This is a genomic window from Leisingera sp. ABD4_442, from assembly GCF_056160905.1.
The window spans coordinates 17,098-42,701 of the sequence record NZ_JBSWYB010000013.1; the positions used below are offsets into that span (position 1 = coordinate 17,098).

Genomic DNA, 25,604 nt, shown 5'->3' on the forward strand with positions numbered 1-25,604 from the left:
CCGGAACTGGTCATCGGATCCGTCTCCTCGCTATCGCAGGTTCTCGCGGTGGGAATTGCCATGATTTCCGGTTTGGGGGCCGTGATTGCGGCAAAACTGGGTTTTTCCCCTAAACCGGGCGGCTCACAACGCCGTTACCCGGTCAAGCTGATCTCCGTCCTCGTTCTTGCAGCCCTGGCGCTGGCCGCTGGTAATTATTGGCAGTATTCCTCGCACGAGCAGGCCGAGCTGGCAAGGCTGCAGGCTACTTTGACCCGGCCGGCGCAGTTTGACGGCACCACCATCAAGGACGCCACGCTCAAGGAAACCAGCTTCTCCAAGCAGGAGAATCATCCGCTGGCGATGAGCACCACCGACGCCGCCGCCGCGCTAGGGGACGGATCCACCCTGTTCTATGACATCCGCGAGACCGGCGAGAACGCCATGGGCACCCTGCCCGGCGCCACCCATATCCGCTTCCCGGACTTCCTGCAGACCCGCCCGGTGCAGCCCGGCCAGAAGGTCGTGCTGTTCTGCCACAACGGCAACCGCTCCTCGGAAACCTGCGCCAAGCTGGCAGCAATGGGGATCGACTGCAGCTTCATTGCCGGCGGTATCGAGAAATGGATCGTCGAGGGGCGCGACTTCTCCGACAAAGACGTGAAAACCCTCTCCGACCTGCGCGCGATCCCGGAATACCCGGGCAAGGACGTGCTGCTCAGCACCGATGACTTCAAGGCCCTGCTGACCACCGAGGACCTGCAGATCGTCGACACCCGCTACCCGGGCGACTTCGCCAGCGGCCACCTGCCCGGCGCCGTCAACATTCCGATCCGCAAGATGACCACCGCGGACCTGATGGACCGCATCGCGCAACTGGACCCCGGCAAACCCACCATCGCCGCCTGCTACGACCGCCGCAGCTGCTTCATGAGCCAGGTTCTGGGGCTGGAGCTGTCGCAGCAGGGCATCGACTTCCGCGGCCGCTATACCCTGCCCTGGGAATACTTCGTCGCACCGCCGCCGAAACCGCATGTGCAGGCCTGGCTGGCCGACCAGCAGGGCGGGCTCTGGGGCAAGGCGATCTCGGCCCTGGCCACCGCTCTGCTGTGGGTGCATGAGCGCAGCCATATCCTGCTGGGCCTCCTGGTGCTGTCCATCGTGACCCGCATCCTGGTGCTGCCGGTGGCGCTGAAGTCCGAACGCGACCAGATCATCACCAATGAAACAGCCGATGAAATGAAGGCGCTGAAAGCGAAACTGGCCCACGATCCGGTGCGCAAGGCACGCGCGGTGCAGGCGTTCTACGCCGACAAGGGCCTGACGCCGATGAAGAACCTCACCGCACTGCTGTTCCTGCCGGTGATGATGCTGGGCGTCTCTGCTGCGCAAGAGGCCAGCGCCGCCCTGCAAACCCCGTTCCTGTGGATGGCCGACCTCGGCGCGCCCGATCCGCTGTTCCTCATGCCGGTACTGTTCTGTGCGCTGGCTGCCGTTTACCTGCTGTGGGCCGTCGCCAAGACCAAGCGCCAGAAACAGCTGTGGATGCTGCTGGGCATGCCTGCGTTGTTTGCCATGGTGTTCAGCCTGACTGCCGCGGCCAATGCCTATCTTTGCTTCAGCCTGACCCTGCTGCTGGTGCAGCGCGCCTATGTGACCGGCATGCACAAGAAACTGGGCGAGGCCCTGTCGCTGCGCGCCCACAAGCGCCGCCTCGCTAAGCTGCCGCGCGGCGTGATCCCGATGGGCTACACCGAGGAGCTGGAGCACGCCGGCAACAAGGCCCTGCGCCTGTCGATTCTGCGCAACGCAGGCCTGCCGGTGCCGGGCGGCGTGATCGTGCGCTCCGATGCAATCCACGACTACCGTGAAATGCCCGATGCCAAGAAAGATGCATTTGCGGCACAGGTCTTTGGCCTTGCAGGGGGCAAGCCGGTCGCCGTGCGCTCCTCCGCCAGCAATGAGGACGGCCACGACCAAAGCTTTGCCGGCGTCTTTGAATCGGTGCTCGACGTGACCGCAGAGACCATGCGCGCCGCATTGGACGAAGTTGTGACCAGCTTCTCGTCTGAGCGCGCTGCCAGCTATTCCGGCGAGGGCGACAGCACCGATCAGGGCAACATCGTGGTGCAGGAAATGGTGCAGGCGGAATACGCCGGCGTGCTCTTCACCCAGGACCCGATGGCCCCCGGCATGGCGATGATCGAATGGGTCGAAGGCTGCGGCGAGGACCTGGTGTCCGGCCGCGTCACCCCGACCTCTTTGCGCTTTGGCCGTTACACCGGCCTGCCGGCGGATGCCGATCAGGACCAGACGCTGGACATGGCGCCGCTGCTGGCCCTTGGCAAGCAGATCGAGGACACCTTCGGCTGCCCGCAGGACGTCGAATGGGCCTATGCCAACGGCCAATTCCAGATCGTCCAGAGCCGCGACATCACCACGCTGTCCTTGGGCACCGAGCAGGAGCAGACCCGTCTGGCCGAATGGCGCGGCCTGCTGAACCGCTATGCGGATGCAGACCCGAATCAGACCATCCTGGAACAGGACGAGATGTCCGAAGTCCTGCCCCGCCCCACCCCGCTCTCCTTCTCGCTGATGAGCGAGCTGTGGGCGCCCGGCGGCAGTGTTGACTTGGCCTGCCGCGAGCTGGGTGTGCCCTACGGCCTGCCCGAGGGCCGCGACGGCCACCTCGTCAACCTGTTCGGCAAAACCTACGTCGACGTGGCGCTGAAACAGGGCATGACCCTGAAACTCAGCGCCGCCAAAGCCAAGCAGCTGCGCAAGCAGGCGCATCCGATGATCACCCGCTTCCGGTCTGAGGTGATGCCGGAACTGCGCGACAAGCTGGCGATCTGGCAGGCCGTGGATTACACTGCCCTGCCCCAAGACAAGCTCTTGGAGGCAATCTCCACCCTCAAGGACATGTTCATCCGCGAGGTCTATCTGGAGGCCGAGAAGATCAACATCCTGGCAGGCTTCACCATGGGTGAGGCAGGTTCCGCCGCCGCGGGCGACCCGGCCCTGCGGGCGCATCTGATGCACGCTGAGCTGCCCAATGCGCCCTCAAGCCTGATCGCCTCCTGCACCGGCAAGGACGCCCAGGCGCGTGCCATGCAGCTGATGGGCCACCGCTCGATCTTCGACTACGAGCTCTCCTCGCCCCGCTATGCCGAGGCGCCGGCGCTGCTGCACTCGCTGCTGGGCAGCTCGGTGGAGCCGATCGGCGCGGTGCCGGTCCCGGCCAACCTGCCGGATGAGTTAGACGATACCATCGGCATCGCTATCGCCTACCAGGACCTCAAGGAGCAGGCCAAGCACGAGGCCCTGCGCGTTGTCGCCGAACTGCGCCGTGCCCTCTTGGCCCTGGGCCACGTCAGCGGGCTGGCGGACTTGGTGTTCAACCTAACCTTTGATGAGGTCTTGAACGGCAGCTGGTCCGCCCCGGACGCGCTGCGCGGCCTCGCCGAAGCCCGCGCGGAAAAGGAGAACCTGCGCAAGAAGTCCGCACCTATTGAGGTTTCCCTGACCCTGCGCGGCTGCGAACTCCTGTCGCTCGGCGCTCAGGCCAATGCGGAGGGCGGCGCCTTGGGCGGCACTTGCGTCGCGGGCAGCGGCAGCGCCACCGCAAGGGTGTTCTGGATGGAGGACGACAGCTGCATCGACCCGGCGGCATTCGCAGACTTCCAGGACGGTGACATCCTGGTCTGCCGCATGGTCAACCCGGCCTGGCTGCCGTGGGTCCAGCGCTCCGGCGCGGTCCTGTCCGAAGTCGGCGGCTGGCTCAGCCACATGGCCATCGTCGCGCGCGAAAAAGACGTGCTGATGCTGGTCGCCTGCAAGGGCCTCGACAGCCTCAGCCATGGCGAGCAGGTGACCGTCAGCGAAGACGGCACCATCCAGCCGCAAGAGGTAAAGGGGCTCAAGGTGGTTTCCGCCTGACCCCGCTTGCAGCAAGACCCGGAAAACACCCGCGCCTCCTGGCTGCGGGTGTTTTTGTTTGAACCGGCGTTCGTAGGGTGGGCGATTCCGCCCACCATCCCCTGTCCCCCGCCCGCAGGGCTGGTGCTGCCCCCTTGCACATTTGCCAAAGATTGCCATATCCTGTCCCAGCGAAAGGAGCCCGCCGATGGCCACCATGAACGTTTCCCTGCCGGACCAGATGAAATCCTGGGTCGAGGAACAGGCCCGCACCGGCACCTATGCCAATTCCAGCGACTACGTCCGCGACCTGATCCGCCGCGACCAGGCCCGCACAGCCGCCATTACCGAATTGCAATCCGCCATCGACGCAGGCCTCGCCAGCGGCCCGGCTGAGGCGCTGACCGCCGAAGGTTTCAAGGCCGCCATGCGCCGTAATGGCTGAGGAACGCTGGCGGATCCGCCCCGCTGCCCAGGCTGATCTTGCTGCCATCTGGCGCTATGGCCTGGAAACTTGGGGCGAAACACAAGCCGGCGCCTATGCCGACAGCCTGTTTGCCCTCTTCGACCTTTTGGCGGACTTCCCCGAAATGGCCCGCGAGCGGGTGGAATTCACGCCCCCTGTCCGCATCCACCCCACCGGCGCGCATCTGGTGATCTATCGCCTGGAGCAAAACCGCCCCGAAATCATCCGCGTCCTGCACGCCCGCCAGGACCTGATGGCGTTCCTCATGGAGTAACATCCGTTTCAATCTTGCCATTTTCCGTACATCTGCTCTGATGCAGCGCATGGACCCGCATCTCGATCCCAGAAAAACCGCCCGGCTGATCCAGCATCTGAAGGACCACATGGACAGCCTCCCACCCAAGCTCAAGGCAGCGGCGAAATACGTGATCGACAACCCCGGCGACTTCGGCCTCGACACCGTGCGGACCTCGGCAGGGAAAACCGGCATCAGCGCCAACGGCTTTGTCCGCCTCGCCCAGCATCTGGGCTATGACACGTTCGAAGCCTTCCGCGCCCCGTTCCGCGCCGCCCTCACCACCACGCATGAGGCAGATCTCGGGCAGGACTGGCTGGACCGGATGCAGGACGAAGGCCCGGCAGGCAAGCTGCAGGCGGCCGCGGCGCGCAACCAATTGAACATCACCTCGCGCTCCCTGCGGCTAATGACGGCAGAGCGCACCCAGGCCATCGTGGACACGCTCACCGCCGCCGGCCGCAGCTATGTCACTGCCACCCGCTCATCCTATGCGCTGGCCTATTACTTTCACTACGTCAGCCGTATGGCCCTGCCAAGGCTCGAGCTGGTCCCCCGCCACATGGGCGCCGCCTTGGATGATCTTTTAGAAATAGGCTCCGAGGACTGCCTGATTGCCTTCACCTTCTCCCCCTACTCCGCCGGCACCATCCAGGCGCTGCGGCTGGCGGCTGAGCGCGGCGCATCGGTGATCCTGATCTCCGACAGCGAAGTGATCGCCCCCGGCATCCGCACCGACCACGTGCTGGCAGTCGCCGCAAACTCGCTGCACCCCTTCGGCGCCGTTGGCGGCGCAATGGCGGTGCTGGAATGCTTGCTCACCCATCTGATCGAGGCCGGCGGCGAGGAGGCCCGGCGCCGGATCAAATCCTATGACGCCCTGCGCCAGGACAGCGGCGCCTATTGGAGCGGTCCGAAACTGCCGCGGGTGGGGGGCTGATCCCAATGCTCAGACGTCGCCGTCAATAAACGGGTTCTGCGCCTCCCATTCGTCCCGGGTGGCCCGCCTGTGACCGCCCTCCAGCCGCACCGATGCCATCGCCCGGTCGGCATAGATCTCCGATTTCAGCGGCCAGGCCAGCGCAGCATCAAACAGCCCCGGCATCAGGTCAAAAGGGCCGCCCTCCTCATCCACGTCCCGCATCCACAGATGGGATCCGCAGGTGCTGCAAAACGCCCGCTCCGCAAAGGCTGAGGAATGGTAGCGCGTGACCGGCCCGTCAACCGTCACTGCCTCCGCATCAGCCTCGAAACACAAGAACAGCCCGCCGTTCCAGCGCTGGCACATGCGGCAATGGCAGGCACCCAGGTGCGGATCATGCGCGCCCTCAACACGGATCTTCACCGCGCCGCACAGGCAGCGGCCCTCCAAAACGTCACTCATCATGGGACCTCCTTACGGGTCCGGCACAGGATACAGCAATTTACACCCGAACAGAAACCTCCGCCGGGTTCCGATCCGGCCTCAGGCCTCCACCAAAATTGCAGAGACCTCCCCATCCACATCCCGGCAGGCTGCCAGCAGCCGCGGCATAAGATGCGACATTACGTAATTCGCATGGAACCGGCTCGGCGCCTTCAGCATCAGCCGCCCCCCTGCCCTGCCCACGCGCTCCAACCCCTGTATCCAGGACGCGTAATTCGCGGGGTCTTCTGCATGCAGCACCGCCTTCGCCAGGCTCCACTCTTGGCCGTCCGACACATCCGGCGCAGGCGGAGCCGCGCCGGGGCGCAGCGGCACCACGTTCGGCGCAGGCTCATCCGCGCCTTGCATCCGGTGCTCAAAGTCCGGCCCAACCGCGCCCCAACGCTCTTGGGTATCCCCCAGAAGCCGCTCCAGGTCGATGCCATATTCCGTCACCCGCCCGCGCGCACCCTGGCGTTTCACCACCAGCCAGCCCCAGCCGCGCAGCTTTGCCATCTCGCGCTTCACCGTGCGCTCATCCACACCCCACAACCGGGCGATCTCCCGCTGACCCACAGCCAGCTCGTCGCGCTGCCAGTTGTAGCGTGCGGTCATCAATGTCATGAACCGCAGAACCAGCTTCTGCGCCCCCTTGCCCTGGCCAAGCGCATAAGCGCCCATCGCCGTGAGGATGTCGTATTTCAGCGCAGAGGCGTTGCGCCCCGCAGGCCGTTTGGCAAGCATTGCTGCCCCCGTTTCTCCCTCCCTGCCCTCCTGGGCCGGGATATGCTGCCTCAAGTGCTCTCAGCTTGTTTGCTGAGAATTGCGTTGGCCGGTTTTGCCCTGAACTCAACGCTATTCGTTTGTTGTACCTGATTTGCGTCCGGAAATCCGATTCTGTCAAGCGCCGGCGGGAATTGAATTCAGCCCCAATCCCTTTTTCGAAAGAAAAATTGGTATCTATGGTATTGGGTGACACCCAGGATGTCCCCTATTGGCGCAAAAATGTCCCCCAATCTGCGGTATCCTTGCCCGGGGTGTCCCCCTAAATCTGGCCTCTGAACACCAGAAAAACCCAATGAAACGAATCGTTTGGCGCTAGCCTTCCGAATCGCCCCTGCCCTTATTTCACTGGGCCTTTTGCAAATGTGTCCCCGCGGGGACAGGACGCTCTTCCAAACCATATTTGCTTTTGCGTTTTTTGCAAATTCGGCGTAAATGGATATTGAGGCTGAATTAGCGTCCTGCAGAAATGGACGCTGTCAAAAACAACACCGTGTGAGGCTAAGGAGCAGCGATGTTTACGCACGAAGACCTGTCCAAGATGCAGGCTCAATCCTTGAAGATGCAAAGCTGGATCCGCCAGCAGACCTTCTCTCCCGAAATGGAAAAGACCCTGCGCCGGTTCTCCTCCTGGGAAGTGGCGGAGCTGATCTTCCGCGTCAACCAGTCGACCCTGCGGGGACGGCTGTCGGCGGATCCCTCCCTGCCCCAGGGCCATGTCGAGGAAGACGGCCGCCAGCGCTGGTATTCGCTGGAGGAAATCAACGAGCTGCGCCGCCGCATCAAGATCAACCGCAAATCCCTGCTGCCCAAGCGTCCCGCGGGGAAGCGGGCGCTGCGGGTTGCGATCTCCAACTTCAAAGGGGGTGCGGGCAAATCCACCGTGGCGCTGCATTTCGCCCATGCAGCAGCGCTGGACGGCTACCGGGTGCTCTGCGTCGACTTCGACCCGCAGGCGACGCTCTCGCATTCCATGGGCCTCAGCGACGTCACCGAGGATTACACCGTCTGGGGCATCATGGCTCGCGATCTGGTGCGCGAGACCGAGCGGATGAACGCGTCCCTGCAGGGGGCCGAGTCCGGCACCGCCCTGCCCCAGCGCCAGCTGCCCGACGCGATCACCGGCATGGGGCTTCAGGATCTGCGGGTCAGCGACTTTGTGAAACCCACCAGCTGGCCTACCATCGACATCATCCCCTCCTGCGCCAATGCCGCGTTCGTGGAATTCGCCTCCGCCCAGTACCGCCACCTGAACCCGGAGTGGTCTTTCTTTGCCGCCGTCTCCCGCTACCTCGACCAATTGCCGGCCGAAGACTACGACATGATGATCTTCGACTGCCCGCCCGCCATCGGCTACCAGTCGATGAACGCGGTGTTTGCCGCCGACATGCTCTATATTCCCTCCGGTCCCGGCTATTGGGAATATGACTCCACCACTTCCTTCATCGGCCAGCTGTCTGAGGCGCTCGAAGATCTGTCAGCCTTTAACGGCGTTGTCCCCGCGGGGACATTTGCCCTGCCCAAGGTCTTCCAGGACGTCCGCTTCCTGCTGACCCGTTACGAAAGCGGTAACGATTTGCACCGTGCGATGCGTTCGGCATTTATGAAGGTGTTTGAGGGTAGAATGACCGAACACCCGATTGAGATGACCCGCGCAGTCGAACAGTCGGGCCGGTTCCTAAGTTCCATTTATGAAATCGACTACCGGGATATGACCCGCGAGACCTGGCGACGCGCCCGCGCGTCGTTCGATCAGGCCTATGACGAATTCAGGTCCTACGCGTTGGAAGCCTGGGAGAAACTGGAGGATGAGGCATGAGCAAGAGACGCGTTTTCGATATCGACTTCACCCCTGACACCGCAACTGTCCCCGCGGGGACAGCCCCGGAAAAGCCAGCAGAGCAAACTGCGGTATCCCGCCGCGGGCCGATGGCCACCGCGATCTCTGAGAACGCCGATGCGTTGCGGACCCGTGCCGAGGCCGAAGAGAAGATCCGCGCCGAGAACGACCGGCTGGCACATGAATTCGTGCGGCTGAAGAAGCTGGGCCTGATGGTTGACCGGATCCCGATCGGCCGGATTGGCGCGACCAGGCTGATCCGCGACCGCCGCGAGGGGCGCGACCCGGACCTGGACGAGCTGAAGGCTTCGATCAAGTCCATCGGCCTGTCGAATCCGATCCGGGTCGAGGAAAACGAGGACGGCACCTATGAGCTGATCCAGGGCTACCGCCGACTGCGCGCCTATGTGGAGCTGCTGCGGGAAACGGAAGATGAGGCCTATGATCACATTCCCGCGGGGCTGGTGGCCAAAGGTGACACGCTGCAAAACCACTACCGCCGGATGGTGGACGAAAACCTGGTGCGCCGCGACATTTCCTTTGCCGAGATGGCCCAGCTGGCGCTGCGCTATGCGGAGGATGAGGTGACCCGGGCGAAGAGCCTGGAGGAGGCGGTCAATGACCTTTATGCCTCCGCGGGCCGTCAGAAGAAGATCTACATCCGCCATTTTGCTCAGCTGCTGGCGATGGTGGGAGATCTGCTGAAATACCCTGAGGCGATCCCGCGGGCGCTGGGACTGGAGCTGCGCAAACGGCTGGATGCTGACTCGGCCAACGTCCAGGACTTGCGCGATGCCCTGTCGCGGAGCCGGCCGGAGACCGAGGAGGCGGAGTTGGGCGTGTTGCGTGGCTTTCTTGATGGCAAGCGCAAACCCGTCTCCCGCGCCGCCGCTGCGCCGCGCCCGGGGGTTGCCAAGACCACTTTGCGCTGCACTGTCCCCGCGGGGACAGTGCGGTGCCAGGCGCGCGACGGCAAGATCGAGATGGCGATGGAGCGCGATTTTTCCGAGATCGACCGGCACAAGCTGGAGGGGGCTATCGCCGCTTTCTTTGCGGCGCTGGAGGATGACAGCTGACTTTGTCCCCGCGGGGACAGTTAGATACCTGCACAACGGCCCGGCAGAGATGCCGGGCCTTTTTGTCTCTAAACTGCTTGTTTGGGCCGGCTACTTGCTGCTGTCCCCGCGGGGACAACAGCTGAAAACAGCTGCGGGATGCAGCGCGCCAGCAAAAGAAAAGACCCGGCTTGGGTGCCGGGCCGTTGTGGAGTTACCTGTTTGTCCCCGCGGGGACAGCGGCGGTTCAGTTCAGAACCTTGAATTCGATCCGCCGGTTCCTGGCCCGGTTCGCCACCGTGTCATTTGGCACCAGCGGCGTGGTTTCGCCATAGCCCACAGCAACCAGCCGTTCGGACGGAATTCCCATTTTCTGCAGGTATTGGTTCACCGCCGCGGCGCGTTTCTCGCTCAGCGCCATGTTCCAGGCGGCCTTGCCCTGGCTGTCGGTGTGGCCGCCGACCTCAACCACCATGCCGGGGCAGCGGCGTATGATATCCGACAGGCTGTTCAGGAAGCCGCGGGAGTTTGCATCAAGACGGGCCGTGGAAGGGGCGAAGTTCACGCTGCGGCCTTGCGACAGGATTTCGAACCTCCCGGTGCAGGCCTCCCGGCTGAAATCGCCGCTGGCCTCAAGCGCTGTGGCGGCGCCGGAAGCGGTTGTCCCCGCGGGGACAGCGGAGGTGCTGCTGCCGCCCCGCTCAAACATCAAGTCCATGCTGACCAGGCCCACAGGGGTGATGGTGACGCCTGCCGCTTCCTCCAGCTTTTCGCGGCCGGCATTCAATGCAAAGTCCTCGAGTTTCAGGATCACCGGCTGGACAGTGGCGACAGCCACGCGGTTTTCACTCAGCAATGTCACCGCTACCGGAATGGTCAGTCCGGCCTCAACCCCATGCAAAGACAGGGTAACGGGCAGGTCGATCTGTTTGCGCTGCACCGTCGCGAGATCGGTGAGCTGCGCCGGATTGATCTGGGCGGAGATCACGGCCTCAGGATAGGTGAAGGTTTCAAAGAACAGGAAGCGCATGCGCACGTTGCGCAGGTCGATGGAGGTGTCGACAGAGTCCAGCGCGATGTGGATTTTCGCCTCGCCCGCCTCGGAGATGCCGCCGGAGAACGCGGCAAACCGGCTCGATTCCGCAATGCTGCCCTTTTTGATTGATATGAAGCGGATGGCGGAGGATTCGGGCGTCAGCTGCCAGCCGCCCTCAAACGGGCCCGTGGCCAGCGCGGGGCGGGAAAGTAAAATTAAAATAGTGAAAAAACAAAGAGTTAAACGCAACATGTGCAATCCATTCAAGGGGCTAGGGATGACGGTTTTGCCTGCCGGCAGCGATAAGGGGCGATGCGCCAAGACTAACAGCAGACTTGCCGCAGGGTGCAAGGGGCGCGATAAATTCGTAACGAAATACCCTTAAGAATTGGGAGGCCGCCGTGTGAAATTTAGCCATGGCGGGAATTGGAGCAGATGCGTGCATAACATATTCAACAGGATCCGGTTGCTGATCGTGGCGCTTGCAGCCTTGGGCTGGGGCGGCACGGTACAGGCGGAAGAGCGTCTGGCGCTGGTGATCGGCAATTCCGCATATGGCGCAGTGGCGCCGCTGGACAACCCGGTGCGCGATGCCCGGCTGATGGCTGAAACCCTGGAAGGGCTGGGATTTGACGTGACGCTGGCGGCGGACGCCAAGCAGATCGAGATGAAGCGCGCGATTGCCCAGTTCGGCCGCAAGCTGCGCAGCGCCGGCGAGGACGCCACCGGGCTGTTCTACTATGCCGGCCACGGGGTGCAGAGCTTTGGCAGCAATTACCTCTTGCCAGTCGATGTGGCGCTGGCGGATGCGGCGGACCTGGACCTGATGGCAGTTGAGGCGCAGTCGGTGCTGCGGCAGATGGCGTCCGCCCGCAACCGCACCAACATCGTGATCCTGGACGCCTGCCGCAACAACCCGTTCGAGGCGGTGGCGGACCTGAATGAAAGCGGCCTGGCGGAGATGAAGGCGCCGACCGGCACTTTCCTGGCTTATGCAACCGCTCCGGGCGAGGTGGCGCTGGACGGGGAAGGGGCAAACAGCCCGTTCACCGCGGCGCTGGCACGTGAGATCCTGGTGCCGGGGGCGCCGGTGGAGCAGGTGTTCAAACAGGTGCGCCGGGCGGTTCTGGACCAGAGCGGCGGCGGCCAGACCCCTTGGGACACGTCCTCGCTGGTGAGTGATTTTACCTTTGCGGAGGCCGCGCCAGAGCCTGTGCTGACCGCTGCCGAGATGGAAGAAGCGCAGATTTGGGCCTCAGTCAAAGCGTCGCGGGATGCGATGCAGATCATGCTGTTTCTGCGCGGTTATGGCGGCGGTAAATACGCGGATGCGGCGCGGGCGCTGCTGGCGGAGCTGATGGAAGAGGAACTGCATGGCGGCACCGGTGCGGCGGTTGCGGCGGCGCCGGCCGGGGCTGCGCAGGATGCGGAAACCGCGATGTTCCAGGCGGCGCAGAGCGATGGCAGCAAGGCCGCATATGAGGCCTATCTGATGGCCTATCCGGAGGGAAAATTTGCGGAAATGGCCGCGGCGGAGGCCGCGGCAAAGGCTGCCGGCGCCTCGCAGGACCCAATGGCAGGATCAGAAGCCCCGGCGGCCGCCCCGGAGCCTGCACCAGAGCCGGCCATGCTGGCGGAGGCGGGTCCAATCACCTATGCCAGCCCGCTGCCCGGCGGAGCGGAAGAAATTGCCGGGTTGACGCTGGCCGAAGCGGTGAAACGCTCACCGGCCTTTCCGCCGGTCGAGGGGTTGCCGGAAAGCTATTGGAAGGACCAGTCCTGCAGCGCCTGCCACCAATGGACGCGGGAGCGGCTGTGCACGCAGGGCAATACCTATCTGAGCCTCAATATGCAGCGCTCGCTGGGCAAACAGCATCCCTTTGGCGGCGCGCTGAAACAGGCGCTGAAAAGCTGGGCCGCGGGGGGCTGCCAGTAGGCTTACTGGTGTTGATCCGGTGTTGATCCGGCAGGGCAGGGGGGGCTCCCGCCCGTGCAGGCGCATTTGGAAATGCACCCGCCCGGTTGGGCGCGGCGCTGTGCTGCGCACAGCGCGGGGGCGTTTCGAGAAGCTGACAGACCGCCGGGTGGCAAGTTGATTTCCATTTGCTGAGAAGCGCGTAAGTGCAAGTTTGCCCTTAAGGCGCCGCTCCGAAAGTGATCCGCCTTTTTCCGCGTCAAGGGTGAACCGCGCGTGCCGCGCGGCTGCTGGCGCAGCCCTTGACCCGGAAAAAGGCGGGTGGTGTCGGCCGCGGGCCTGCGGGCGCGGGAGCGCGGCCGTTGCGGTGTGCGGTCAGGGGGCATGGGTGGTGATCAGGAAATAGACCCATTCACCCTTGAAATCCGCATGCTGGGCGCGGGCAGCGGCCACTTGGCTACGTAGGAAGTTCAGATAAGGTGCGGCGGGTTCGCTGAGCGGGCGGGTGCTTTCGTAAAGCGGGTGCGAGGCGGCAAAGGCGACCGCGATCTCCTGGCCGTAGGGCGGCGCGACGGTGAATTGCAGGCCGGGGTCTCCGGCCGTTTTGGCGCCGACGCGCAGGGCGCTTTTGGGGGCGGCCTCAACCAGGGGCACCAGTTCATTCGGAGAGAGGTGCAGCACCGCGCCGCCGGCGTCGAAATAGTCCACATAGACAAAAGCCGGGTAATCCGGCGCGGTGAGGTCGAAGAACAGCCGCTCGCCGCCGGAATAGCCGAGCACGCGGGCATGGGCGTCATCGCCGACCAGCAGCGGATTGGTGATCTGGTCGGTGCTTTGCGGCAGGCCGACGCCTGAGATCCCAGCCAGCGCGCCGCATTGCGGGCGGGGCAGCAGGCGCATTTCATCCGAGACGGTGATATCGGCGCCCATCTGGGCCTGCAGGGCAGCAAGAACGGGGGCGCGCAAGCCGTCTTCGGGCAGGTGGCCGCGCACCTCAAGCGTGGCGGTTTCTGGCACAAAGGCGACCTGCAGGCGCGAGCAGGGGACGGCGGCGAGGATGCCGGAGACGCCGTCGCGCAGGGGGTCGCCCTGTGCCGCAGCATCGCCAGGCTGCATGAAGCTTTGGAAGGCGGCCAGTGAGACCGGGTCGATGTCGCCGGAGCCGCCCTGGAACGCCAGCGCCGCCTTGATGCGGGGGGCGTCAGGAATGGCGGCCGGCGTTTGCTGCGGATTGGGCGCGGCGCCGGGCAGGGGGGCGGTTTCGGGTTGTGCCTCCGGGCTGGGCTGGGTGCTGGGCGGAGCTTGCGGCAAGGCGGCGGGGTCCGGTGCGGCGGCAGAGGCCGGGACCAGCGGCGCATCGGTACCGGGAAGCGGGAGGGCGGTGTCCTGGGCAGCATCCAGCGGCACAGGGGCGGGAACGGCGGCTTCGGAAGGCTGATAGGCGGCGATGGCGGCTGATACAGGCGTTGGCTGCACCGCGGCGGCGCTGGCTTGCTGGAGGTTTGGCTGCGCGCTGGCCAGACTGGTGGAAGGCGCGCTGGCGCTGGCCAGCTGGGCGGATTGAGCCTGTGCAAGCGCTGCGGCCGGCGGCTGTGCAGCGGCAGGAGCAAGGCGGGCTGCTTGCGGCGCGGCAGAGGATACGCGATCTGGGGCTGGCGTCTGGGGTTTGGCAGCCGATTGCGGGACGGCGCCGGCGTTGAGGCCCTGGGTTTGCGCTTCGCTTTCAGTGGCTTGTTCCCCTTCGGCGGCCAGCGGCACGGCGTCGGAACGGGGAATGCGGTGGGCCTGGAGGTTGAGGCTGCTTTCCGGGTTCGGCTGCTGCGGCACCGGGTCCGGCACCAGCGATATGAGCAGCGCGGCGGCGCCTGCGGCGTGCACTAGGGCCGAGGCTGTCAGCCCCAGCGCCCATATGGCGGGCGTGCGGCTCACCCTTCGGTTTCCGGGGTGACCACCAGCACCACGTCCTTGAACCCCAGCGCTTCACCTGTCGCGACCAGCGGCAGCACCCGGCGCAGTTCCGCGGCGCGGTGGGCGTTGATGCGCAGGCGCAAGCCAGGGTCATCTGCCAGCAGGGCTGCAAGGGCAGGGGAGAGACCCTCGCGGCTGATTTCCGTGCCGTCCAGCGCCAGTGCGCCTTGCGCGGAGACGGCCAGGGTGATGCCGCCCGCTGGCATGTCGCGGCCGGTGACGGCGGTGGCAGGGCGGATGTCAAACGGGGCGGTGGCGTCCATGCGGCCGATCAGCATGAAGAAGACCAGCAGGAAAAACACCACGTCGATCAGCGCGATGATGGTTTCCGAATGCGGGTTGCGGGCGGGGCGGCTGAGCTTCATCGGCTTGCCTCCAGCCGCAGCACGCGCAGGCGGGTGACGCCGGCCAGGGCGGCCACGTCCATCACCGTGATCAGCGCCTGGGTCTGGGCAGCGCCGGAGGGCAGGATCACCACTTGGGTCTGGGGTTCATCGGTGATGGCGGCAGAGAGGGCGCGGCGCAAGGCGTCTTCGTCGAGCGCGGCGCCGCGCAGCACCGGCACGCCGTCGGCGCCAAGGCGGATCATCAGCGTGCCGGCCGGGGCCTGGGGGCTGCCTACGCTGCCTTCGGAGGGTTTTACCGCCGGGATCATGTCGAGGTTCAGATAGGTGGAGGTCACCATGAAGAACACCAAGAGGATCAGCATGACGTCGATCATCGGCACCAGCGAGATCAGGGCGCGGGGGCGGGCTGGGCGGTTGAGGGTCATGGCCGGTTTCTCCGTGTCAGCGCGACCCGTCGATCAACAGCAGGCGGCCGGCGGCGCTTTCGATGGCTTGGGCCGCGGCGTCGATGCGGGCGGCGAACAGGCCTGCGGCGACGGCGGCGGGGATGGCGACCAAGAGGCCCGCGGCGGTGGTCAGCAGGGCCTGCCAGATGCCGCCGGCCAGGACCGAGGCATTGGCGGCGCCCTGGGCTAGTTCCAGCTCCTGGAAGGATTGGATCATGCCGAGCACGGTGCCAAGCAGGCCCAGGAGCGGCGAGACCATGGCGATGAGTTCAAGCAGGCGGATGAGGGCGTTCATGCGGCTCACCTCCTCATTGCCGCGGCGTTGCAGCTCATCCTGCAAGAGGGGCCCGCGCAGGCCATCCTGCAGCGCCTGCATGGCATAAGCCATCACCCGGTCGGCGGGGGATTTGCCGCCTGCGATGCTGTCCTGCGCCTGTTTGCGGTCGCCGTCCTTCCATAGGGTCAGGGCCTGTTCGCGGGCGCCGCTGCCGGAGCGCACCGGCCAGAGCTGGATCAGTTTGACGGCAATCACGGTGAGCGAGAGCAAGGACATCAGCGCCAGAAGCGCAATCACCGGGCCGCCGGTTCCGAGGATTTCCCAAGTGCCGGCCATGGCTTATTTCACCAGCGGCGCGGCGGCGCGGGAGCCGAGTTCCAGGATCGGGAAACAGTCCATCTGCTCCTCGTTCTGAGGCTGGCAGGAGGTTATGTCGTGCAGCAGGATTTCCGTGATGTTGCTGCAGGCGGTCTCGGGGATTTCGAAAAGTTTCAGGGTGGTGCGCTGAACTGGCAGGGGGGCGGCGTCGATCGACAGCAGCCGGTCGATCACCCCCTGGCCGTCGAGGATGGCCAAGGACATCTCGAAGCCTTCGAAGCTCTTGCCGGTCTGGTTGCGAAACAGGAAGAAAGCGCGGCAGCCGCCGGTTTCGATCTCCTCGGTCTTGTTCAGCTCGACCCGCAGCGGGCCGGTTTCCGCCGCGGCCGCGAGCGGCAGGCAAATCAGGGCGAGGGCAGTCAGCAGGGGTTTCAAGGGCATCACTGTCTCCGGGTTCCGGTGGGATGCCCAGCCCGCAACCGCTGCGGGCCGGGCTGTGTTCGGGGTCAGACCAGGGCGGTCAGGGCCTTTTCGATCCTGTCCATGGCGTCGCGGGCCGAATCCAGGTCGCGGCGTTTCAGGTGGCGGGCGGCCACATGCAGGGCGCGGCCCAGGCGGTCGCGGGCCTTGCCGGGGGCGCGGGCGACATTGGCCTGCAGGGATTGGGCGCGCTTTACCTGGGCGCCAAGCGTGCGCTGGTCCATCTCGCGCTGGCCGCGTTTCAGGGTTCTGGCCTCATCCTCGCGGTCCTTGCCGATGCGTGCGACAGCGCGTTCGATCACCACGATCATCGTCTCGGCCTCTTGCAGGCGGCCTTTGTTAATCAGGGCAACGGATTTGGCGAGGGCGCGTTTGAGTTTCAATTCCAGCGGGCCGGGCGCCAGGGCGATGCGGGGCTGGATCCGTTTCAGGCGGCGTTTGAGCGGTGCGACGGCTTTCTTGTCGATACCCGAGGCTGAGATGTCGGCGGCGTTTTCCTCGGTCACCTGGCCGCCGGGTTTCTCCGGCTTGAGGCTGTCCAGCAGGTTGCCGCCGTCATCGTAGAACAGCACGTTAACCTTGGGCTTGTTGCGCTTGAGAAATTTTTTCAGCTCCGTGACCATGCGGGCGGGGGCGCTTTCGCAAGTCATTTCCATCTCGCCGGAGCGCACCACATAGGTGCCCCAGGCCATCGGCGGGCCGCCGCCTTCCTTCTTCATCGGATTGCGCAACGTCTCTGGCTTCTTGCCCGGCTGGATCATCAGCAGCGGGTCCTTTGAAGCGTCCAGACAGAAGGCGAAGCTCATCCGCTTCTTGGCCCCCTCGCGGACCATGGCTTTGACTTCCTTGCCGGAAATACGCTCAATACTCATTATTCACCTGTCTCAAAAAGGTGTGAAAACATTTGACTTTAGGATGCCGATAAGGCTCACTTGGGGTCAAGTTTTAGTTTGAGATTAAGGCCGTCTTAACCGTCAGAGCAGAAAAGGCGGGTGGGCAGCTTGACGTTACGTTAACGAAGCCGCAAACCGGAATAAAGCGGGGGGGGCAACGATAATGGATCCTGCAGTATTGCTGCAATCCAAAAGGGACGGCGCACCCAGCGGCGAGAACCTTGAATACGACCCGGCCTTCACCGAGATGGAGCTGGCAGCCCAGCCGGGCGAGGAGTCGGTGGTGGGCGATGAGAAGATCGAAGCCACCGATCCCGATTACCGCGAAGTGCAGAAGAAAGCGCTGGAGGTGCTGGAGCGCAGCCACGACCTGCGCGCGGCGGTGTTCCTGGGCGATGCGCTGTTGCATTCGGAGGGGCTGCCGGGGTTTGCCGATGTGACCGCCTATATCCGCGGCTGCCTGGAAGAGTTCTGGGAGACCTGCCATCCGGAGCTGGACGAGGACGACGGCGACCCGACGATGCGGATCAACGCGGTTCAGGATCTGTGCGGCCAGCCGGACGGAATGGCCGGGGCGTCGCCCTTGTACAGGTCGCTGCGCCGCGCGCCCTTGAGCGAGAGCCGCGGCTTTGGCCGCTTTTGCCTGCGCGACATCGAGATCGCCGAAGGGGTGATGACGGCGCCGGAGGACATGGAGCATGTCCCCGACAGCGCCACCATCGGGGCGGCGTTCCAGGACAGCGATCAGGAGACCGTTGCGGCGCGGCTGGCAGCGGTCAAGGCGGCGGAGGAAAATGTGCGGGCGATCTCTGCCGTGTTTGACGAGCAGACGCCGGGGCAGGGCCCGGATCTGAGCGCGCTGATCAAGCTTCTGCAGCAGATCGGCAAGCGGATCGGCACCTATGCCAATTTGAGCGCCGGGGATGATGCGGCGGAAGATGAGGCGGCAGAGGACAGCGCGGAGGAGGCCGGTGCCGCGGCGCCGGCTGCTGGCGGGCGGGCGATGCCGTCTGCGCCGGGGGCAATCAATTCGCACGCGGATGTGTCCAACTCGCTGGACCGCATCATCAGCTATTACCGGCGGGCGGAGCCGTCCAGCCCGCTGCCGATCCTGCTGGAGCGGTGCAAACGGCTGGTGGGGGCCGACTTCCTCACCATCATGAATGACATGGCGCCGCAGGGGGTGGAGAACGTCCACCTGATCGGCGGCATTGACGAAGACGACGACGACTGACGGACACGGGGGCATTCTGCGGCGGTACCTGCTGCGGATCCCGTGAAAGCAAGACGAGTAAGGAGACCTAGATGGCCGGAAGTTCACAGAAATTCATTGCACGCAACCGGGCCCCGAGGGTCCAGATCGAATATGACGTGGAGCTCTATGGCGCCGAGAAGAAGGTGCAGCTGCCCTTTGTGATGGGGGTGATGAGCGACCTGGTGGGCAAATCCGAAGTGGAGCAGCCCGCCGTTGCGGACCGCAAGTTCCTGGAAATCGACGTGGACAACTTCGATGACCGGATGAAGTCGATGGCGCCGCGCGCCGCCTTCACGGTGCCCAACACGCTGACCGGCGAAGGCAACCTAGCGGTCGATATCACCTTCGAGAGCATGGATGATTTCAAGCCCGCGGCGATTGCCGCCAAGGTGGAGCCGCTGCGCGAGTTGCTGGAAGCCCGCACACAGCTGTCGAACCTGATGACCTATATGGACGGCAAGACCGGCGCCGAGGATCTGATCTCCAAGATTATCCAGGACCCGAGCCTGCTGAAGACCCTGGCCGCGCAGCCGAAACCCGGCGGCGACGCCGAGAGCGAAGAATAAGAGCGGAGGACAAAGATGGCTGAAGAAGAACTCCAGGCGGAAGCCGCTGGTGGTGAAGCCGCCTTTGGCTCAACCGAATTTGCGAGCCTGCTGCAGAAGGAATTCCGTCCCAAATCGGACCAGGCCAAGACTGCGGTGGAAAGCGCGGTCAAGACCCTGGCCGAGCAGGCGCTGGCAAACTCTGCGCTGATTTCCGACGACGCGCTGCGCTCGATCGAGAGCATCGTTTCGGAGATCGACAAAAAACTGACAGAGCAGGTCAACCTGATCCTGCACAACGAGGATTTCCAGCAGCTGGAAAGCGCGTGGCGCGGGCTGCATTATCTGGTCAACAACACCGAGACCGATGAGCAGCTGAAAATCCGGGTGATGCCGATCACCAAGAAGGAAATGTCGAAGACCCTGAAGAAATTCAAGGGCACGGCATGGGACCAGTCGCCGATCTTTAAAAAGATCTACACCGAGGAATTCAGCCAGCTGGGCGGCGAGCCCTATGGCTCTTTGGTGGCGGACTACCACTTCGACCATTCGCCGCCGGATATCGAGCTGTTGGGTGAAATGTCCAAGATCGCAGCCGCAGCGCATGCGCCGCTGATCACCGGCGCTAAGCCAACCCTGTTCCAGATGGACAGCTGGGCGGAACTGTCGAACCCGCGCGATCTGACCAAGATCTTCCAGACTCCGGAATATGCCGCCTGGCGGTCCCTGCGGGACAGCGAGGATGCGAAATACGTGGGCCTTGCCATGCCGCGCTTCCTGGGGCGTCTGCCCTATGGCTCCAAGACCGACCCGGTTGAGGAGTTTGCGTTCGAGGAAGACACCGCAGGCGCTGGCAGCGAGAAATACGGCTGGGTCAACGCAGCCTACGGCATGGCGGTGAACATCACCCGTTCGTTCAAGATGTACGGCTGGTGCTCGCGCATCCGCGGCGTCGAAAGCGGCGGCACATTGGAGAATCTGCCCAGTCACACCTTCCCGACCACCGATGGCGGCGTCGATCAGAAATGCCCGACCGAGATTGCTATCGATGACCGGCGCGAGGCGGAGCTGGCGAAGAACGGCATGATGCCGCTGATCCACCGCAAGAACACCGATGTTGCGACCTTTATGGGGGCGCAGTCGCTGCACAAGCCGGCCGAATATGACGATCCGGATGCCACCGCCAACGCCAATCTGGGCGCGCGGCTGCCGTATCTGTTCGCCACATGCCGGTTCGCGCACTATCTGAAGTGCATGGTGCGGGACAAGGTCGGCTCGTTCAAAAGCCGTCAGGATATGGAATCCTGGCTGCAGGACTGGATCAACAACTATGTTGACTTCAACGCGGATATCTCCTCGGAGAACGAGAAGGCGCGCAAACCTCTGGCCGCGGCCGAAGTTGTTGTGGAAGAGGTCGAGGGCAACCCGGGGTATTACACCTCAAAATTCTTCCTGCGCCCGCATTACCAGCTGGAGGGGCTTTCCGTCTCGTTGCGTCTGGTATCGAAACTGCCCTCGGAAAAAGGAGGCTGATTACCCACTCTCCAGCCTCAAACCATCATAGTGCAGTAGAGTTCTTAATTTTTGAAAGGATAGCAAAATGGCTGCTAATATGTTCGTACAGATCTCGGACATCGAAGGCGATGCAACCGAAGAGAACCACAAGAAGTGGATCGTGGTTCAGTCGGCGAGCTGGAATGTCGAGCGCGCGGTCGAAATGACCGACCTGGGGTCGACCCAGCGGATGCACGCCAACTCGAACTTTGGCAAGATCGAGCTGACCTCGCAGATGGGCAAGGCGTCGAATGATCTGGCGCTGTCGGTTGCCAACGGCACCGTGCGCCCCGAGATCATCATGCACTGGTGCCGTTCGGGCGACAGCGCCAGCCAGGGCCTGCTGGTCTATTCGATCTGGAAGATGAAAGACGTGGTTGTCGACAGCTACTCGATCTCGGCCAGCGAAGACGGCATCCCGGAAGAGACCTGGTCGCTGGCCTATGCCGCGATTGAGCATGAGTACAAATCGACCAACCAGAAAACCGGCAAACTCACCACTGAAGGCACCTTCAAGTGGAACGTGCAGACCGGCAAGGTCGAGTAAACCATTTGGCTGGCCCCGGGTGTATTTCATGCCCGGGGTCCGTTTTTTCTGACGTATTTGCAGCATCCATCCCCGTTGCGGAGTAGGCCCCATGACCCCCGAAGAGCATCTGAAAGCTGGTGATCCCAAGGCGGCGCTGGAGGCGCTGCAAGCCAAGATCCGCGCGGATGCGAGCAATCCGAAACTGCGGGTGTTCCTGTTTCAGCTGCTGTGTGTGCTGGGCGACTGGAACCGGGCAATCGCGCAGCTGAAGGCAGCGGCGGGGCTGGATGAAGGCGCCACGGTGATGGCGCAAGCCTACCGCGAGGCGATCATCTGCGAGGTCTACCGCGAGAAGGTGTTCGCCGGTGAGAAGTCGCCGCTGATCCTGGGCGAGCCGGAGGAGTGGCTGGCGCATCTGATCGAGGCGCAGAAACTGCTGGCAACCGGCAACCCGAAGGAGGCCGCCGAACTGCGCGCCAAGGCTTTTGATGCGGCGCCGGCCAGCCCCGGCGAGGTGAACGGCAAGCGGTTCGAGTGGATTGCGGACGCAGACATGCGGCTGGGGCCGGTGCTGGAGGCGGTGATCAACGGCAAATACTACTGGCTGCCGTTTTCCAAGATCGTCTCGTTCGAGGCGGAAGAGCCGAGCGACCTGCGCGATGCGGTCTGGACTGCCGGCACGCTGACCTTGGCGGGCGGCGGTGCGGTGGCGGCGATGATCCCGACCCGCTATCCGGGCAGCGAGAAGGCCGACGGGCTGTCGATGCTGGCGCGGGCCACCGTGTGGCAGGATGCCGGCGAGGAAACCTATACCGGTCTGGGCCAGCGGCTGCTGGCGATCGGCGATGAGGACATTGCCATCATGGACGTGCGCACACTCCGGATGGATGGGCACGGCGAAGAGAATGGCTGACAAGACACTGGCCGAGCGCCTGCAGCCGTCGCTGCTGGACCGGCTGACCGACAATGCACCCGGCGACCAGAAGGAAACCCGCGAGAGCCGGGTGATTGATCTGATGCGGCTGCGGGAAATCATTCAGCGCGATCTGTCCTGGCTTTTGAACACCCAGAATGTCGAAAGCCATTTCGACGCAGAACGATACCCGGCGGTCTCGGCTTCGGTGCTGAACTACGGGCTGGTTGAGGTGGCGGGCGAAGCCTCGACCTCCGAGAAAGCAGAGGCGATCCGGCGGTCGATCAAGCAGGCGATTGCCACCTATGAGCCGCGGATTATCGAAGGCTCTGTCGATGTGCGGCTGCAGGATGGCACCGACGCGACCGAGATGACCGTGGGGCTGGAGATCCGAGCCGATATGTGGGCGCAGCCGATGCCGCTGGAGCTCTATTTGCGCAGCAAGGTTGATTTGACCACCGGCGAAGTGGAAATGGAAAGGGCCATGTGATGGATACACGGCTGCTGATCCACTATGAGAATGAGCTGAACTACTTGCGCGATATGGGCGCGGAGTTTGCTGCCGCCTATCCCAAGATTGCGGCACGGCTGGGCATGGAAGGGGTTGAGGTTCTTGACCCTTATGTGGAGCGGCTGCTGGAAGGCGCCGCCTTTCTGACTGCACGGGTGCAGCTGGAATTGGAGCTGCAGTATCCGAATTTCACCTCGAACCTGCTGGAGATCATCTATCCGCACTACCTGGCGCCGACGCCGTCAATGATGATCGCGGCGTTTGAGCCGGATGTGGCGAACTCGGCGGTGAAAAGCGGCTATGTGCTGAAGCGCGGATCGACGCTGCGGTCGCGGCTGACCGAGGGCGAGCAGACGCCGTGCGAGTTCCGCACCTCTGCCGATCTGACCATGTGGCCGATCGAGATCGCCGAGGCGCAGTACATCGACGGCCGCGGCGAGCTGGTGGCGGCGGGGGTTGCTACCGGATATGACGCGCGGGCGGGGATCCGTCTGCGGATCAAGCGGATCGACGGCGACCCGATCAGCAAGCTGGAGATGGACAAGCTGTCACTGTACCTGACCGGCGAGGCGGGCAACAGCTGGCCGCTGCTGGAACTTCTGTGCACGCAGGTGCAAGGGATCGTGGCGCGCTCCACTGACCGGCGGGCGGACTGGCAGCTGCCCTTGCGCGGCGCCAAGGTGGTGCAGAAGGGGTTCAGCCCGGAGGAAGCACTGCTGCCGCTGCCGCGCCGGGTTTACGACGGCTACCGGCTGCTGCAGGAATATTTCGCGATGCCGGAACGGTTCCGCTTTGTCGAGCTGCAGGGGTTGGCTGCGGGTTTGCAAAGGGCCGAGGGCAATGAAGTTGACCTCTATATCCTGCTGCGCGAGGGGATGCCGGAGATCGCGCCGATCGTGGTGCCAGAGGTGTTCAAGCTGAACGCGGTGCCGGCTGTGAACCTGTTCGAGAAACGCTGCGACCGCGTGCGGATTTCGCCGATTGATACCGAGCATCATGTGATCCCGAACCGCACCGCGGGCCTCGATTTTGAAATCTACGCGCTGCAAAGCGTGACCGGGATCAGCGGCGAGGGGGAGGAAGACGTGGTCTTCCGTCCGTTCTATTCTGCCAATGATTTCACTGCCGCGGGTGAAAGCCACCCTGCCTATTACACGGTCAAGCGGCGGATGCGGCAGCGGTCGGAAAAGGAACGCTTGCGCGGGGTGCGCAGCTCCTACCTGGGATCGGAGGTGTTCCTGACCCTGGTTGACCGGGCGCAGGCACCGTATTCGGCGGGGCTGGAGCAGCTGGCGGTCAAGGCGCTGTGCACCAACCGCGATCTGCCGATGCTGCTGGCCACCGGCAATGACGACGTCTTCCACCTGCCCGAAGGCGGCCCGGTGAGCAAGGTGACGCTGCCGGTTTCCCCCACCCGCCCGCATCCGACGCTGGCGCAGGGCGACACTGCCTGGCGGCTGATCTCGCATCTGAGCCTGAACTATGTTTCGATTGCCGAGACCGGCAAGGGCCAGTCGGCGGAGGCGCTGCGTGAGCTGGTCGGGCTCTATGCACCCTTGGGCGACCGGGTGACGGAAAAGCAGCTGGAAGGCATCCTGTCTGTCGGTGCCCGGCCCATCGTGCGGCGGATGAGCGATGAGGTGCTGTCCACCGCGGTGCGGGGGCTGGAGATCACCCTGGGCTTTGACGAGAGCTACTTCGAGGGCAGCAATATCTATGCGCTGGGGGCCGTGCTGGAGCGGTTCTTCCGCGGCTATGCCAGTATCAACTCGTTCACGGAGACCGTCCTGAAAACCGAAAAACGCGGGGAAATTGCCAGATGGCGACCGGAAAAGGGCCTCGGCCGGATGATCTGAGCCTCTATGGCCGGCTGGCCATGGACCCTGAAAAGCACCATGTTTTTCAGGCCCTGAGGGTATTGGAGGCGCATTTCGATGATGCCCCGCGCCTAGGCGAAAGCCGCCGCCCGCGGCAGGACCGGCTGCGGTTGGGGCAGGAGGCCGAACTGGCGTTCCCGCCCTCGACCATTGCGGCGTTCAAACCGGCCGAGGGGGGCAAGCCGGCGGTGCTGACCAACCGGTTCTTCGGGCTGTTCGGGCCGCAAGGCCCGCTGCCGCTTCATCTGACCGAATACGCGCGCGACAGGAAGCGCAACCACCGCGACCTGACAATGGTGGCCTTTGCCGATATGCTGACGCACCGGCTGATGAGCCTGCTCTATCGCGCCTGGACGCAAGGTTCGCCCGCCGTCAGCTTTGACCGGGCGGATGATCCGATGGCGCGCAAGGTGTCCTCGCTGATCGGCTACAACGGCTTTAAATTTGGTGACCGGGACGACATGCCGGACCTGGCCAAGCTGCATTTCGCGGGCCATCTGGCAAAGGGGGCCAAGAATGCGGAGGGGCTGGTGTCGATCCTGTCGGCGTTTTTTGAAGTGCCCGTCAAACTGGAGGAATATATCGGCAGCTGGCTGGAGCTGGAGCCGGATGACCGCTGGCAGCTGGGCTATGGCGGGCTGGGGCAGACCACTAGCATCGGTGACAAGGTGTGGAGCCGCAGTGCGAAGTTCCGCATCCGCATCGGGCCACTGAAGCTGGAAGATTATGAACGGCTGCTGCCGGGCGGCGCGGCCTTGGACCGGCTGCGTGCCATTGTGCGGTCTTATGCCGGCGATGTGCTGGATTGGGACGTCAACCTGATTTTGGCGGGCGACGAGGTGCCGCGGGCATCCTTGGGCGGCACCACGCGGCTGGGGCATACCAGCTGGGTGCGCTCGCGCCCCGACCCGGATGCGGATCAGCCGGACGCGAGTGATTTGTACCTGTACCCGGGATTAGGCGCCGGGGCTGAAGAGCGAGTAGAGGGAGGGATTTGAA

General features: G+C 64.0%; 24 protein-coding genes. 15 read left to right on the forward strand and 9 right to left on the reverse strand.

Features of this window, described 5'->3' with window-relative positions:
• Nucleotides 1-60: 60 nt before the first annotated feature.
• The 4 genes from ACXAHG_RS12025 (at nucleotide 61) to ACXAHG_RS12040 (ending at nucleotide 5,598) form a co-directional block, all read left to right on the forward strand.
• Nucleotides 61-3,918 (forward strand): PEP/pyruvate-binding domain-containing protein, encoded by a 3,858-nt coding sequence (locus ACXAHG_RS12025; protein ID WP_475057732.1) that lies wholly within the window; start codon nucleotides 61-63, stop codon nucleotides 3,916-3,918.
• Nucleotides 3,919-4,105: 187 nt separating this feature from the next.
• A complete protein-coding gene (locus ACXAHG_RS12030; protein ID WP_475057586.1) occupies nucleotides 4,106-4,342 on the forward strand; it encodes a type II toxin-antitoxin system ParD family antitoxin in 237 nt (78 codons plus the stop codon).
• On the forward strand, nucleotides 4,335-4,637 hold the full coding sequence (locus ACXAHG_RS12035) for a type II toxin-antitoxin system RelE/ParE family toxin (RefSeq protein ID WP_475057588.1): 303 nt from the start codon (nucleotides 4,335-4,337) through the stop codon (nucleotides 4,635-4,637). Before ACXAHG_RS12030 ends, ACXAHG_RS12035 begins: the two co-directional genes overlap by 8 nt.
• A 49-nt stretch (nucleotides 4,638-4,686) precedes the next feature.
• Entirely contained in the window at nucleotides 4,687-5,598 is a 912-nt protein-coding gene (locus tag ACXAHG_RS12040) for a MurR/RpiR family transcriptional regulator (protein WP_475057735.1), read from the forward strand.
• 9 nt (nucleotides 5,599-5,607) lie between these two features.
• Here the strand turns inward: ACXAHG_RS12040 and ACXAHG_RS12045 are convergent, their stop codons facing one another.
• Both ACXAHG_RS12045 and ACXAHG_RS12050 read right to left on the reverse strand, forming a co-directional pair.
• Entirely contained in the window at nucleotides 5,608-6,042 is a 435-nt protein-coding gene (locus ACXAHG_RS12045; RefSeq protein ID WP_475057591.1) for a GFA family protein, read from the reverse strand.
• A gap of 81 nt (nucleotides 6,043-6,123) precedes the next feature.
• Nucleotides 6,124-6,807: a DnaA N-terminal domain-containing protein gene (locus ACXAHG_RS12050; RefSeq protein ID WP_475057593.1), complete on the reverse strand. Its 684-nt coding sequence runs from the start codon at nucleotides 6,805-6,807 to the stop codon at nucleotides 6,124-6,126.
• Nucleotides 6,808-7,360: 553 nt separating this feature from the next.
• Between ACXAHG_RS12050 and ACXAHG_RS12055 the strand changes: the two genes are divergently transcribed.
• A complete protein-coding gene (locus ACXAHG_RS12055; protein WP_475045475.1) occupies nucleotides 7,361-8,665 on the forward strand; it encodes an AAA family ATPase in 1,305 nt (434 codons plus the stop codon).
• Entirely contained in the window at nucleotides 8,662-9,762 is a 1,101-nt protein-coding gene (locus tag ACXAHG_RS12060; RefSeq protein WP_475057596.1) for a ParB/RepB/Spo0J family partition protein, read from the forward strand. The genes ACXAHG_RS12055 and ACXAHG_RS12060 overlap by 4 nt, the downstream gene beginning before the upstream one ends.
• A 226-nt stretch (nucleotides 9,763-9,988) precedes the next feature.
• Here ACXAHG_RS12060 and ACXAHG_RS12065 read toward each other — a convergent pair whose 3' ends face one another.
• Nucleotides 9,989-11,029 carry an OmpA family protein gene (locus ACXAHG_RS12065; RefSeq protein WP_475045477.1) on the reverse strand — a complete coding sequence of 347 codons (1,041 nt, stop codon included), beginning with the start codon at nucleotides 11,027-11,029 and terminating at the stop codon, nucleotides 9,989-9,991.
• A 187-nt stretch (nucleotides 11,030-11,216) separates the two neighbouring features.
• Here ACXAHG_RS12065 and ACXAHG_RS12070 point away from each other — a divergent pair, with 187 nt between their 5' ends.
• On the forward strand, nucleotides 11,217-12,713 hold the full coding sequence (locus tag ACXAHG_RS12070; protein WP_475057599.1) for a caspase family protein: 1,497 nt from the start codon (nucleotides 11,217-11,219) through the stop codon (nucleotides 12,711-12,713).
• Nucleotides 12,714-13,067: 354 nt separating this feature from the next.
• Here ACXAHG_RS12070 and ACXAHG_RS12075 read toward each other — a convergent pair whose 3' ends face one another.
• The 6 genes from ACXAHG_RS12075 to ACXAHG_RS12100 all read right to left on the reverse strand — a co-directional run bounded on the left by ACXAHG_RS12075 (nucleotide 13,068) and on the right by ACXAHG_RS12100 (nucleotide 17,400).
• On the reverse strand, nucleotides 13,068-14,621 hold the full coding sequence (locus ACXAHG_RS12075) for a DUF4384 domain-containing protein (RefSeq protein ID WP_475057602.1): 1,554 nt from the start codon (nucleotides 14,619-14,621) through the stop codon (nucleotides 13,068-13,070).
• Nucleotides 14,618-15,025: an ExbD/TolR family protein gene (locus ACXAHG_RS12080; RefSeq protein WP_475045481.1), complete on the reverse strand. Its 408-nt coding sequence runs from the start codon at nucleotides 15,023-15,025 to the stop codon at nucleotides 14,618-14,620. Before ACXAHG_RS12080 ends, ACXAHG_RS12075 begins: the two co-directional genes overlap by 4 nt.
• Nucleotides 15,022-15,432, reverse strand: coding sequence for an ExbD/TolR family protein (locus ACXAHG_RS12085; protein ID WP_475057604.1), 411 nt, complete (start codon nucleotides 15,430-15,432; stop codon nucleotides 15,022-15,024). The genes ACXAHG_RS12080 and ACXAHG_RS12085 overlap by 4 nt, the downstream gene beginning before the upstream one ends.
• A 16-nt stretch (nucleotides 15,433-15,448) precedes the next feature.
• Nucleotides 15,449-16,066, reverse strand: coding sequence for a MotA/TolQ/ExbB proton channel family protein (locus ACXAHG_RS12090; RefSeq protein ID WP_475057607.1), 618 nt, complete (start codon nucleotides 16,064-16,066; stop codon nucleotides 15,449-15,451).
• 3 nt (nucleotides 16,067-16,069) lie between these two features.
• Nucleotides 16,070-16,489: a hypothetical protein gene (locus ACXAHG_RS12095; protein ID WP_475057610.1), complete on the reverse strand. Its 420-nt coding sequence runs from the start codon at nucleotides 16,487-16,489 to the stop codon at nucleotides 16,070-16,072.
• A gap of 65 nt (nucleotides 16,490-16,554) precedes the next feature.
• Nucleotides 16,555-17,400, reverse strand: a complete 846-nt coding sequence (locus ACXAHG_RS12100; RefSeq protein ID WP_475057613.1) for a hypothetical protein — start codon at nucleotides 17,398-17,400, stop codon at nucleotides 16,555-16,557.
• A 184-nt stretch (nucleotides 17,401-17,584) separates the two neighbouring features.
• On the opposite strand from ACXAHG_RS12100, the gene tssA reads away from it, so the two are divergent.
• The 8 genes from tssA to tssG all read left to right on the forward strand — a co-directional run bounded on the left by tssA (nucleotide 17,585) and on the right by tssG (nucleotide 25,603).
• Nucleotides 17,585-18,655 carry a type VI secretion system protein TssA gene (tssA, locus tag ACXAHG_RS12105; protein WP_475057616.1) on the forward strand — a complete coding sequence of 357 codons (1,071 nt, stop codon included), beginning with the start codon at nucleotides 17,585-17,587 and terminating at the stop codon, nucleotides 18,653-18,655.
• Nucleotides 18,656-18,726: 71 nt separating this feature from the next.
• Entirely contained in the window at nucleotides 18,727-19,242 is a 516-nt protein-coding gene (gene tssB / locus ACXAHG_RS12110; protein WP_027233793.1) for a type VI secretion system contractile sheath small subunit, read from the forward strand.
• 15 nt (nucleotides 19,243-19,257) lie between these two features.
• Nucleotides 19,258-20,754: a type VI secretion system contractile sheath large subunit gene (tssC, locus tag ACXAHG_RS12115; protein WP_475045491.1), complete on the forward strand. Its 1,497-nt coding sequence runs from the start codon at nucleotides 19,258-19,260 to the stop codon at nucleotides 20,752-20,754.
• A 79-nt stretch (nucleotides 20,755-20,833) separates the two neighbouring features.
• Entirely contained in the window at nucleotides 20,834-21,322 is a 489-nt protein-coding gene (locus ACXAHG_RS12120; protein ID WP_475057618.1) for an Hcp family type VI secretion system effector, read from the forward strand.
• 91 nt (nucleotides 21,323-21,413) lie between these two features.
• Complete coding sequence (locus ACXAHG_RS12125; protein WP_475045493.1) at nucleotides 21,414-22,217, forward strand: type VI secretion system accessory protein TagJ; 804 nt, start codon at nucleotides 21,414-21,416, stop codon at nucleotides 22,215-22,217.
• Nucleotides 22,210-22,707 (forward strand): type VI secretion system baseplate subunit TssE, encoded by a 498-nt coding sequence (tssE, locus tag ACXAHG_RS12130; RefSeq protein ID WP_475045494.1) that lies wholly within the window; start codon nucleotides 22,210-22,212, stop codon nucleotides 22,705-22,707. Before ACXAHG_RS12125 ends, tssE begins: the two co-directional genes overlap by 8 nt.
• The gene (tssF, locus tag ACXAHG_RS12135; RefSeq protein ID WP_475045495.1) at nucleotides 22,707-24,584 is read left to right on the forward strand and encodes a type VI secretion system baseplate subunit TssF; all 1,878 of its coding nucleotides are present in this window, start codon (nucleotides 22,707-22,709) and stop codon (nucleotides 24,582-24,584) included. Before tssE ends, tssF begins: the two co-directional genes overlap by 1 nt.
• Complete coding sequence (gene tssG, locus ACXAHG_RS12140) at nucleotides 24,548-25,603, forward strand: type VI secretion system baseplate subunit TssG (protein ID WP_475057621.1); 1,056 nt, start codon at nucleotides 24,548-24,550, stop codon at nucleotides 25,601-25,603. Before tssF ends, tssG begins: the two co-directional genes overlap by 37 nt.
• Nucleotide 25,604: the final 1 nt, after the last annotated feature.

Bases quoted from the DNA above. Each gene is read 5' to 3' on its own strand.
- ACXAHG_RS12025 (WP_475057732.1), top strand. From the start codon at position 61: ATGATTTCCGGTTTGGGGGCCGTGATTGCGGCAAAACTGGGTTTTTCC.
- ACXAHG_RS12030 (WP_475057586.1), top strand. From the start codon at position 4,106: ATGGCCACCATGAACGTTTCCCTGCCGGACCAGATGAAATCCTGGGTC.
- ACXAHG_RS12035 (WP_475057588.1), top strand. From the start codon at position 4,335: ATGGCTGAGGAACGCTGGCGGATCCGCCCCGCTGCCCAGGCTGATCTT.
- ACXAHG_RS12040 (WP_475057735.1), top strand. From the start codon at position 4,687: ATGGACCCGCATCTCGATCCCAGAAAAACCGCCCGGCTGATCCAGCAT.
- ACXAHG_RS12045 (WP_475057591.1), bottom strand. From the start codon at position 6,042: ATGAGTGACGTTTTGGAGGGCCGCTGCCTGTGCGGCGCGGTGAAGATC.
- ACXAHG_RS12050 (WP_475057593.1), bottom strand. From the start codon at position 6,807: ATGCTTGCCAAACGGCCTGCGGGGCGCAACGCCTCTGCGCTGAAATAC.
- ACXAHG_RS12055 (WP_475045475.1), top strand. From the start codon at position 7,361: ATGTTTACGCACGAAGACCTGTCCAAGATGCAGGCTCAATCCTTGAAG.
- ACXAHG_RS12060 (WP_475057596.1), top strand. From the start codon at position 8,662: ATGAGCAAGAGACGCGTTTTCGATATCGACTTCACCCCTGACACCGCA.
- ACXAHG_RS12065 (WP_475045477.1), bottom strand. From the start codon at position 11,029: ATGTTGCGTTTAACTCTTTGTTTTTTCACTATTTTAATTTTACTTTCC.
- ACXAHG_RS12080 (WP_475045481.1), bottom strand. From the start codon at position 15,025: ATGAAGCTCAGCCGCCCCGCCCGCAACCCGCATTCGGAAACCATCATC.
- ACXAHG_RS12085 (WP_475057604.1), bottom strand. From the start codon at position 15,432: ATGACCCTCAACCGCCCAGCCCGCCCCCGCGCCCTGATCTCGCTGGTG.
- ACXAHG_RS12090 (WP_475057607.1), bottom strand. From the start codon at position 16,066: ATGGCCGGCACTTGGGAAATCCTCGGAACCGGCGGCCCGGTGATTGCG.
- ACXAHG_RS12095 (WP_475057610.1), bottom strand. From the start codon at position 16,489: ATGCCCTTGAAACCCCTGCTGACTGCCCTCGCCCTGATTTGCCTGCCG.
- ACXAHG_RS12100 (WP_475057613.1), bottom strand. From the start codon at position 17,400: ATGAGTATTGAGCGTATTTCCGGCAAGGAAGTCAAAGCCATGGTCCGC.
- tssA (WP_475057616.1), top strand. From the start codon at position 17,585: ATGGATCCTGCAGTATTGCTGCAATCCAAAAGGGACGGCGCACCCAGC.
- tssB (WP_027233793.1), top strand. From the start codon at position 18,727: ATGGCCGGAAGTTCACAGAAATTCATTGCACGCAACCGGGCCCCGAGG.
- tssC (WP_475045491.1), top strand. From the start codon at position 19,258: ATGGCTGAAGAAGAACTCCAGGCGGAAGCCGCTGGTGGTGAAGCCGCC.
- ACXAHG_RS12120 (WP_475057618.1), top strand. From the start codon at position 20,834: ATGTTCGTACAGATCTCGGACATCGAAGGCGATGCAACCGAAGAGAAC.
- ACXAHG_RS12125 (WP_475045493.1), top strand. From the start codon at position 21,414: ATGACCCCCGAAGAGCATCTGAAAGCTGGTGATCCCAAGGCGGCGCTG.
- tssE (WP_475045494.1), top strand. From the start codon at position 22,210: ATGGCTGACAAGACACTGGCCGAGCGCCTGCAGCCGTCGCTGCTGGAC.
- tssF (WP_475045495.1), top strand. From the start codon at position 22,707: ATGGATACACGGCTGCTGATCCACTATGAGAATGAGCTGAACTACTTG.
- tssG (WP_475057621.1), top strand. From the start codon at position 24,548: ATGGCGACCGGAAAAGGGCCTCGGCCGGATGATCTGAGCCTCTATGGC.